Source organism: Methyloceanibacter sp. (assembly GCF_058506495.1).
On record NZ_JBZMXT010000109.1, the window covers coordinates 1 to 5,704 of the forward strand.

7 protein-coding genes are annotated in these 5,704 nt (G+C 59.5%); 2 read left to right on the forward strand and 5 right to left on the reverse strand.

The genetic code is table 11. The features are described from left to right. Positions 1-275 precede the first annotated feature (275 nt). Complete coding sequence (locus AC33YF_RS12515) at positions 276-1,091, forward strand: DUF502 domain-containing protein (RefSeq protein ID WP_491777541.1); 816 nt, start codon at positions 276-278, stop codon at positions 1,089-1,091. 27 nt (positions 1,092-1,118) lie between these two features. On the opposite strand, the gene ychF is transcribed toward AC33YF_RS12515, so the two are convergent. From ychF to AC33YF_RS12535, 4 genes are all read right to left on the reverse strand, one after another. Next, positions 1,119-2,216 (reverse strand): redox-regulated ATPase YchF, encoded by a 1,098-nt coding sequence (ychF, locus tag AC33YF_RS12520; protein WP_491777542.1) that lies wholly within the window; start codon positions 2,214-2,216, stop codon positions 1,119-1,121. 42 nt (positions 2,217-2,258) lie between these two features. Further along, the gene (gene pth, locus AC33YF_RS12525; RefSeq protein ID WP_491777543.1) at positions 2,259-2,849 is read right to left on the reverse strand and encodes an aminoacyl-tRNA hydrolase; all 591 of its coding nucleotides are present in this window, start codon (positions 2,847-2,849) and stop codon (positions 2,259-2,261) included. A 50-nt stretch (positions 2,850-2,899) separates the two neighbouring features. After that, on the reverse strand, positions 2,900-3,541 hold the full coding sequence (locus AC33YF_RS12530; protein WP_491777544.1) for a 50S ribosomal protein L25/general stress protein Ctc: 642 nt from the start codon (positions 3,539-3,541) through the stop codon (positions 2,900-2,902). A gap of 304 nt (positions 3,542-3,845) precedes the next feature. Continuing rightward, positions 3,846-4,280, reverse strand: coding sequence for a GlcG/HbpS family heme-binding protein (locus AC33YF_RS12535; RefSeq protein ID WP_491777545.1), 435 nt, complete (start codon positions 4,278-4,280; stop codon positions 3,846-3,848). A 280-nt stretch (positions 4,281-4,560) separates the two neighbouring features. On the opposite strand from AC33YF_RS12535, the gene AC33YF_RS12540 reads away from it, so the two are divergent. Next, positions 4,561-4,968 (forward strand): YybH family protein, encoded by a 408-nt coding sequence (locus tag AC33YF_RS12540; RefSeq protein ID WP_491777546.1) that lies wholly within the window; start codon positions 4,561-4,563, stop codon positions 4,966-4,968. A 36-nt stretch (positions 4,969-5,004) separates the two neighbouring features. Here AC33YF_RS12540 and AC33YF_RS12545 read toward each other — a convergent pair. Further along, positions 5,005-5,704: ribose-phosphate pyrophosphokinase (locus AC33YF_RS12545; RefSeq protein ID WP_491777547.1), on the reverse strand; the 700-nt coding region annotated here is incomplete at its 5' end.

Genomic DNA, 5,704 nt, shown 5'->3' on the forward strand with positions numbered 1-5,704 from the left:
CCAAGGCGCGGGGTTTGACGGAAGCAGATTACATGGCCGGTAACTTGCTCCGTGCCGAGGTTATGGCTGAAGATGTAGCCCAAGCGTTCCTCGCTTTGGCCAAGGCGCGCAAAACGACGGGCCATGTGGAGACCGTCGACGGCGGCAATGTTGCGGCGGCTCTGCGTTAGTCGAGCTTGTTAGCGCGTTTGAGACGCGATTGACGAAATCTGATTGCCGAAAGCATCGGCTCGCGGCCTGCGTTAGCGTCCGATGTCAATGTTGGAGAGTGCCCCGTGGGCCGTATCATCCGCGTTTTTCTGTCCGGCGCGTTGGCGCTGCTACCCATCGGCGTCACGATCCTGGTGACTCTATGGCTGGGTTCCATCGTGGCGGCGTATGCGGGGCCCGGTAGCTTCCTTGGAAATCTGATCACGAGTGTTGGGCTGAACATCTCCGGCTCCTCACACGTTGCCTATTTTATTGGGCTCGGCATCATCCTCGTGTTGATTTTTCTCCTAGGCCTCGCCGTCGAGTCCGGCCTGCGCAATTGGATTTCGAACAGTTTCGATTGGTTCATGATGGGCATCCCGCTCGTCTCCAACGTGTACGATATCTCCAAGCGCTTCGTGGCGATCATGGATCGCAGCGGCGAGGAAGATAGTTTGAAAAGCATGAGCCCGGTCTGGTGCTTCTTTGGCGGGGAGGGGAGCGCCGGCGTGCTCGCACTCATGCCGTCCCATGAGCCGGTCTCAATTGGTGAGACCAGCTACGTGCCTGTGCTGGTGCCATTCGCGCCGGTGCCCTTCGGCGGGGCGCTCATCTATGTGCCCCAAGACTGGGTCCGGCCGGCGGAGGGTGGTGTCGAGAAGCTCGTGAACGTGTACGTGTCCATGGGCGTTACGCCGCCCGAAGGTATTCCGCCTGGTGGTGTTCCCGCAGGTATTTTCACCAAGGGCGCGATGCCTGCTGGGGCGATTCCTGCAGGGGCGATTCCAGCGAGAGGAAGCGCCGTGGTGAGCGAGGCAGCCGATGTCGAGTCCGACACGGCGACACCCGAGGGCGCGCCGGTTGCGACCAAGAAGCCTGCCCCGCGTAAGCGCGCCACTTAGGCCGAAACGTCGGACAGCAGTTAGCGTCTAATTCGCGAAGCGGAAATGTAGGACGTCGCCGTCTTTCACCACGTAGTCCTTGCCTTCGAGCCGAAGCTTGCCTGCGTCGCGTGCGCCAGCCTCGCCGCCGAGTTCAACGTAGTCGTCATAGGCGATCGTCTCGGCCCGGATGAAGCCTTTCTCGAAATCGGTGTGGATCACGCCCGCCGCTTGCGGTGCTCTCGTGCCGCGCTCGATGGTCCAGGCGCGCGCTTCCTTCGGACCGGCAGTGAAGTACGTGAGGAGATCCAAGAGTCGATAGCCCTCCCGGATCAACCGATTGAGACCCGGCTCCTCAAGACCGAGGTCGCTGAGATAGGACTGGCGTTCTTCCGCCTCGAGTTCAACCAGCTCGGATTCGATCTTTGCAGAGATGATGACGACGCCGGCACCTTCGTTCTCGGCGCGCTGCCGGACAGCGTCGGAGAGCGCATTGCCTGATGCAGCGGCGGCTTCGTCGACATTGCACACATAGAGAATGGGTTTCGAGGTAAGCAGTCCCAGCGTATCGAAAGCCTTTCGGTCTTCCTCGTCGACGATGGCGAGGCGCGCCGGCTTGCCCTCGCGCAATGTCAACAGGGCGCGTTCCAATAATGCCAGAGTCTCCTTAGCTTCCTTGTCCTGGCCGCGGATCTTTTTCTCCAACGCAGGTACGCGACGCTCAAGGCTTTCGAGATCCGCCAGCATGAGTTCTGTTTCGATGGTCTCGGCGTCGGCGACAGGGTCCACCTTGCCGTCCACATGGACCACGTCGGAATCCTCGAAACAGCGCAGAACGTAGGCAATGGCGTCGACTTCGCGAATATGGGCGAGGAACTGGTTCCCCAATCCTTCACCTTGCGAGGCGCCACGGACGAGGCCCGCGATATCGACGAATGTGAGCCGCGTCGGGATCGTTTGTGCGGACTTCGCAATTTCCGAGAGCTTGGACAGACGCGGGTCGGGCACCGGGACATCGCCCACATTGGGTTCGATGGTACAGAAAGGGTAGTTCGCCGCCTGTGCCGCAGCGCTCTCCGTTAGCGCGTTGAAGAGGGTGGACTTGCCAACATTTGGCAGTCCAACGATGCCGCATTTGAATCCCATAGATAAACTTGGCTCCTGTCGCCAGCTGATGGCCTCGGCGGGTTAATCGGTTTCGGATTGCGCGTCGTTGCGCGTTTCCTGTGCGACTTGGGTCTGGAATCTGTCCTTCTCGCCTTTGGCGAGTAAGGGGGCCGCGTCCGACATTGCAGACAACACGGGCTCGAGCCAATCCATATCCGACTTCGCGAAGTCTCGCAGAACATGACCTACAACCCGCTCGCGATGGCCTGGATGGCCGATGCCGATCCGCACGCGCATATAGTCGTTACCCAGATGCGCGGTGAGCGACTTGAGACCGTTATGGCCGGCGACCCCGCCGCCGATCTTCACACGAACCTTCCCGGGCGCCAGATCCAATTCGTCGTGGAATGCGACCACATTGTTGACGGGGATCTTGTAGAAGCGCGCGGCCTCGCCTGCCGAGCGGCCAGACTCATTCATGAAAGTCTGCGGCTTAAGAAGCATGACTTGTTCGCCGCCGAGCCGCCCTTCGCTGGTCAGGCCTTGAAAGCGCTTGCGCCAAGCAGAGAAGCCATGCGCCGCGGCCATGACGTCGAGAGCCATAAAGCCCACGTTGTGACGATTGAAGGCGTACTGCGCCCCCGGATTGCCGAGACCGACAAAGAGCTTCATCGTGTCGTCCCGTCTCGTGGCCCGAGCGGCCCGTCAGGCCAGGAAGAGCACTACTCTTCCGTCTTCTCCTCGGCTTCCTCTTCGCCCTCTGCCTCCTCGACGCTTTCCTCTTCCGCCGTTTCTTCGGCGCCACGGCCAGCGATTGTTGCAACGGTAAAGTCACGATCGGTAATCGTGGGGGTTGTACCCTCAGGCAGCTTTACAGCAGAGATATGGATCGAGTCGCCGATCTCCGTTCCAGTGAGGTCGATTTCGATTGACTCGGGGATGCTGTCGGCGGGGCAGCGAAGCGCAATCTCGTGGCGGACGATATTGAGAACACCGCCACGCTTTAGGCCAGGCGATGCACCGTCGTTGAGGAAATGCACCGGCACGTCGACGTCGACCACAGCGTCCTTCGCCAGTCGCATGAAATCCACATGGATGGGGAAGTCCCGCACGGGGTCTACCTGCACGTCCCGCGGGATCGCGCGGATTTTCGTGCCATCCATGTCGAGCATGTAGACCGTGCTCTGGAAATGGCCTGTTTTGATCTGCTTGGAGACTTCCTTCGTCTCCAGAGAAATATTGAGCGGTGCGTCTTTGCCACCATACACGATGCCGGGAATGCGCCCTTCGCGGCGAATGGCGCGCGCGCCACCGGTGCCGGTGCGCCCACGCGACCACGCCTTGAGCTCGATCGCCTCAGCCATGAAATCCTCCGAACGTCTGAAACAGCGAGGGGCCGGAAGCCGGCCCCGAAAATTGGCCGCAGCGCCCTTAATTTGGTCGCTGCGAAGGAATTGGAGAGGCTTATAGCCCAAGGACCCCTAACAAGACAATCGCCTATCGGAGCCGATTTTCTGGCCCGAAGGGGCGCCGTGACCAGTTCTGGTGGCGCCCCGGCATGCCGTCGGTGCTGGGCAAGTGTTGTCTCCGACGGGGCTGGCAATCTCCCTTGAAGATTGCCCATTTCAGCTCGTTGGCCAGCCCCTGGGTCTTTTGACCTGAGCGCGGCTAGGTGCGCCAGGGATGCGCGGGCATCTCGGAGACGCCGAGAACGGCGACGCCTGCGGCGGCGACTTCATGGTCGTTTTCGACCGTGCTGCCGCTGACGCCGATCGCGCCCATGAGTTCGCCGTCAGCATCGACAATGGGCAGGCCGCCCGGGAACGTGATGAGCCCGTCGTTGGAGTGCTCGATGCCATAGAGCGGCTTGCCCGGCTGTGAGAGCTGCCCCAGGGCTCCTGTCTCCATGCCGAAGAAGCAAGCCGTTGTCGCCTTCTTGATAGCAATGTCGATCGAGCCGACCCAAGCGTTGTCCATGCGCATAAAGGCCTTCAAGTTCGCACCTGAATCGACAACAGCGATGCACATCTGCGTCCCTAGCTCGATGGACTTCTTGCGTGCGGCTTCGATGACCTGTTCGGCCTGTTCGAGATTGACGTGCATTTTTGGTCTCCTCCTCGATGCGTTGCTTCTTAAGTTCAAACAAAAGTCTTGCGACCAGTGTGTTCGTTGCGGCGTTCGGCTGCGTCACACATGGTGTCTTCGCCACAAACCACAAGACCATGCAGACGGCGTGACATGCCAATCTCTTCGCCAAGTGTTCCGCTTGGGAAGGCGTGATCACACTCGACTCTACACAGCGTTCCCCAACTGCGTTGGATGCTCTAAGCTTACATCAGTATACGTCGCACGTGTGCAAATCTGAGAAAGAAAATTCGTCGCCATGGGAGAGCACGATCAAATCCGAGCCGCGATAGATCAATTCTACGCTGCCTTGAATGCCTTGTTTGAGGGGAACGTGGAGCCCATGACCGAGGTTTGGTCGCATGCGGACGATGTGACTTACATGGGACCAGATGGTGGATTCCAGGTTGGTTGGAAAAGCGTCCGTGCCGACTGGGAGAAACAAGCAGACTTGAAGCTTGGCGGCCGCGTTGAGCCCGACGGCGTACATATTTTTCAAGGCAGCGAATTAGCGGTGACGCACAACTATGAGAAGGGCACTAACCTAAATACAGGCGATGTGTCAGGTGCGGTGCTGATTAGGGCAACAAATCTCTTTCGGAGAGAGGACGGCGCCTGGAAGATGATTGGCCACCACACGGACACGCTGCCGTTCTTGACGCCCTGAATCGCATGGCGACGTCGCGCCAATATAGTCCAGCCGTCAATAGAACAGGCTGGAGACCGATTTCTCTTCTGCCGTCCGGGCGATGGCCTCGCCAAGCAGTGGGGCGATCGAAAGAACGCGAATATTGTGCGCGTTCACGACAGCGTCGCTCGGCATGATCGAGTCTGTGATCACAAGCTCTTTCAATTGCGACGCCATCACACGAGCTATGGCGCCACCTGAAAGGACGCCATGCGTAATGTAAGCGGTGACCTGCTTTGCGCCTTGTTTCAGAAGCGCCTCGGCCGCGTTGACCAGTGTACCGCCGGAATCGACGATATCGTCGACCAGGATACAGCTGTGACCGGAAACGTCGCCGATAACGTTCATGACCTCGGACTCGCCGGGCCTCTCACGGCGTTTGTCGACGATGGCCAAGGGCGCGTCGATGCGCTTGGCAAGCCCTCTGGCACGCACCACGCCGCCGACATCAGGTGAAACCACCATTACATTGTCCTCAGCCATGACTTCCGTGATGTCGCTGACCATAACCGGTGCGGCGAATAGGTTGTCGGTCGGGATGTCAAAGAAACCTTGAATCTGCCCCGCATGTAAGTCGAGGGTGAGTACGCGGTCAGCGCCAGCCCGAACAATCATATTCGCGACCAGCTTTGCCGAAATAGGCGTTCGTGGCCCTGGCTTCCGGTCCTGCCGCGCATAGCCAAAGTAAGGAATGACTGCAGTTATCCGCCGGGCA